This is a genomic window from Methylobacterium sp. WL64 (assembly GCF_008039945.1).
Taxonomy (GTDB): Bacteria; Pseudomonadota; Alphaproteobacteria; order Rhizobiales; family Beijerinckiaceae; genus Methylobacterium.
On the sequence record NZ_VRVA01000253.1, the window covers coordinates 1 to 2,593 of the forward strand.

4 protein-coding genes are annotated in these 2,593 nt (G+C 73.8%); 3 read left to right on the top strand and 1 reads right to left on the bottom strand.

The annotated features are described in order from the left end of the window. The 3 genes from FV242_RS33525 to FV242_RS33535 form a co-directional block, all read left to right on the top strand. Nucleotides 1-196 (top strand): CsbD family protein (locus FV242_RS33525; protein ID WP_147941968.1); only part of this gene is annotated, 196 nt, incomplete at its 5' end. Nucleotides 197-260: 64 nt separating this feature from the next. Further along, complete coding sequence (locus FV242_RS33530; protein WP_147910978.1) at nucleotides 261-644, top strand: CsbD family protein; 384 nt, start codon at nucleotides 261-263, stop codon at nucleotides 642-644. 137 nt (nucleotides 645-781) lie between these two features. After that, nucleotides 782-2,221 (top strand): TAXI family TRAP transporter solute-binding subunit, encoded by a 1,440-nt coding sequence (locus FV242_RS33535; protein WP_147941969.1) that lies wholly within the window; start codon nucleotides 782-784, stop codon nucleotides 2,219-2,221. Between the two features lie 21 nt (nucleotides 2,222-2,242). Here the strand turns inward: FV242_RS33535 and FV242_RS33540 are convergent. Then, on the bottom strand, nucleotides 2,243-2,593 hold a 351-nt coding region (locus tag FV242_RS33540; RefSeq protein ID WP_147941970.1), incomplete at its 5' end, for a hypothetical protein.

Here is a 2,593-nt window from a genome sequence, read left to right on the forward strand (position 1 = left end):
CACCACCGACAAGATCAAGGGCCTGGCCAACGAGGCCGTCGGCAACGTCAAGCAGGCCGCCGGCAACGTCACCGGCAACGACAAGCTCGTGGCCGAGGGCAAGGCCCAGGAGCTCAAGGGCGAAGCGAAGAAGACCGTCGGCGACGCCAAGGACGGCGCCAAGAACCTCGCCGACAAGATCACCGGCAAGCACTGAGCCCGAGCGGCGGGGCCGGCCAGCCCGGTCCCGCCCCGATCAACCGCGAAACCAGGAGAGCAGCATGAACCGCGACCAGATCCGTGGCGCGTCCCGGCACGTGAAGGGCCGGGCCCAGTCCACCCTCGGCGGCCTCACCGGCGATCCGGCCCGCCAGGTCCGCGGCGCCGTGAACCAGGTGGCCGGCGGGGCGCAATACGCCTACGGCCGCGCCCGCGACCGCGCCGAGGATCTCGCCGAGGACGGCCGCGACCTGGCCCACGCCGCCTACGAGCGGGCCGACGGCCTGATCGACGACGGCCGTCATCTCGCCCGCGAAGCCCGCCGCCGCGGTGAAGTCTACGGCCGCCAGGCGGTCCGCTACGCCGACGGCAACCGCACCAGCACGTTGCTCGGCCTCGCCGCCCTGGCCTTCGCGGCCGGCTGGCTCACCCGCCGCGGCCGCTGATCGCGCGTCCGATCCGGACACGTCGGACGCGTCTTTCCGCAACCGTCGGGCGGTCGTAGAGCATCGGCGACCGACATCGCCCGGCCTCCCCGGGGTGCCGGGCGCCGTCCTGTTGAGGCCCCGGGAGGGCGCGGCCGATGACGCGGTTCGGAAAACTCCTCCTGCGTCCGGAGATCGTCTTCCTGGCGCTCGCCATCGGGCTCGGGCTTGCCGCCGCCGTCGCCTACTGGGCCTCGCGCGCCACGGTTCTGACGGTCGCGGTCGCCCCGCGCGACGGCACCGAGCCGGCGGTGATCCAGGCCTACGCGGAGGCCCTGGCGAAGCGGCACAAGGAAATTCGCCTCACGATCCTGCCCTTCGACGACGTGCGCGACAGCGCCGAGGCGCTTCGCGACGGTCGCGCCGACCTCGCGGTGGTCCGTCCCGATGTCGCGCTGCCGGATAACGGCCTGACGCTCGCGATCCTGCGCGATCAGGCCATGATCATCGCGTCGCCCGAGGCGTCCGGCATCACCAAGTTCCCCGACCTCGACCGCAAGCGCCTCGCCATCCTGGCCCACCGGGACGCCGACGAGACGCTGATCCGGTCGATGCTGGCGCATTACGGCCTGACCCTGGCCGGCCGGGACATCACCGGGCCGCTTCCGCCCCGACAGGTCGCCCTCGTGGAAGTCGGCGAGGCCGACCTCACCAACGCCCTGACCGGTAAGCAGGTCGATGCCGTCGTCTCGGTGATCGCCCCCACCGCCCCGACGGCGCAGCGCATCGTGGAGCGCGTCCAGGCGGCGAGCCGCAGCCGCAAGGTCGCGTTCGTGGACGTGGAGAATGCCGACGCCATCGTGGCCCGGATGCCGCGCCTCCAGATGGTCAGCATGCCGGCCGAGACCTTCGGGGGCAGTCCCAAGGTGCCGGAGGCGGACGTCCACACGGTCGGGGCGTCCTACCGGCTCATGGCGCGCTCCAGCCTGCCCCGCTCCGTGGCGGCGGACGTGACCCAGCACCTGTTCGAGCTGCGCAGCGGCATGGCGAACGTCGCGCCGGCGGCCGACTACGTCCAGGCCCCCGCCTACGAGAGCACGGCCGGGGCCACCAGCGCGCGGCTGCCGATCCATCCGGGCGCGGTCGACTATTTCGAGCGCGAGCAGCAGAGCTTCGTGGAGCGCTACGAGACCTGGATCTACCTCGTCGCCTTCCTGGGCGGCGGCATCGGCTCGGCCTTCGCGTGGGTCGGGCAGCGCCTGTCCCGCCTGCGGCGCGAGCGGATCGAGGAGGCGACCGACCGGCTCCTGGCGATCCGGCAGGAGGTCCAGGACACGGAGGGGGGCGGCCGTACCCAGCCCGAGCGCCTCGCCGCTCTGGCCCGCGAGATCGACGACCTCGCCGGCGACATCGCCAAGCACGCCCTGGAGCGGCCGACCGAGGCCAGGACCCTGTCGGCGGCGGCCATCGCGATCGACGCGGCCCGCTCCACGGTCAAGCGCGCCCTCGCGGCCGGCCGCCACGCGGACGACGCCACCGACCTCGCAGGCCAAACCCTCACTTGCCAGACCCTGGCCTCCGGCCCCGGCACGTCGTGATCCGCCGGGCGATTGCGGACTTCAGGGCGCAGTCCGGCGGGCCCGTGCGGCGGCCCATTCCCGGTCGCGCTCGGCCTGCTCGGCGCGTTGAAGGGCGGCGTAGGCCTCCTGCTCGGCCCGTTCCCGTTTCCGCTTGAGTTCGGCCGAGGCGGCCGCCCGCTTCTTCCACGCGTCCGTCTCGGCCTTCTGGCGCCGCAATTCCTCGACCGTGATCGGCTTGACCGGCTCCTTCGGCTGCGTCCACGCGAAGGGCCGCCGCGGGGAGGGCGGCGGCCGGTGCGGCGGCTCCCGGGCGGCCGAGGGCTGGGACCCGCGCAAGGCCGCGGTCGCCTCGGCCAGCGTCAGGCCGGCGCCGGCCGCGATGCGCTCGGC

Excerpts from the sequence above, each read along its gene's own strand:
- FV242_RS33530 (WP_147910978.1), top strand. The coding sequence starts at position 261 with ATGAACCGCGACCAGATCCGTGGCGCGTCCCGGCACGTGAAGGGCCGG.
- FV242_RS33535 (WP_147941969.1), top strand. The coding sequence starts at position 782 with ATGACGCGGTTCGGAAAACTCCTCCTGCGTCCGGAGATCGTCTTCCTG.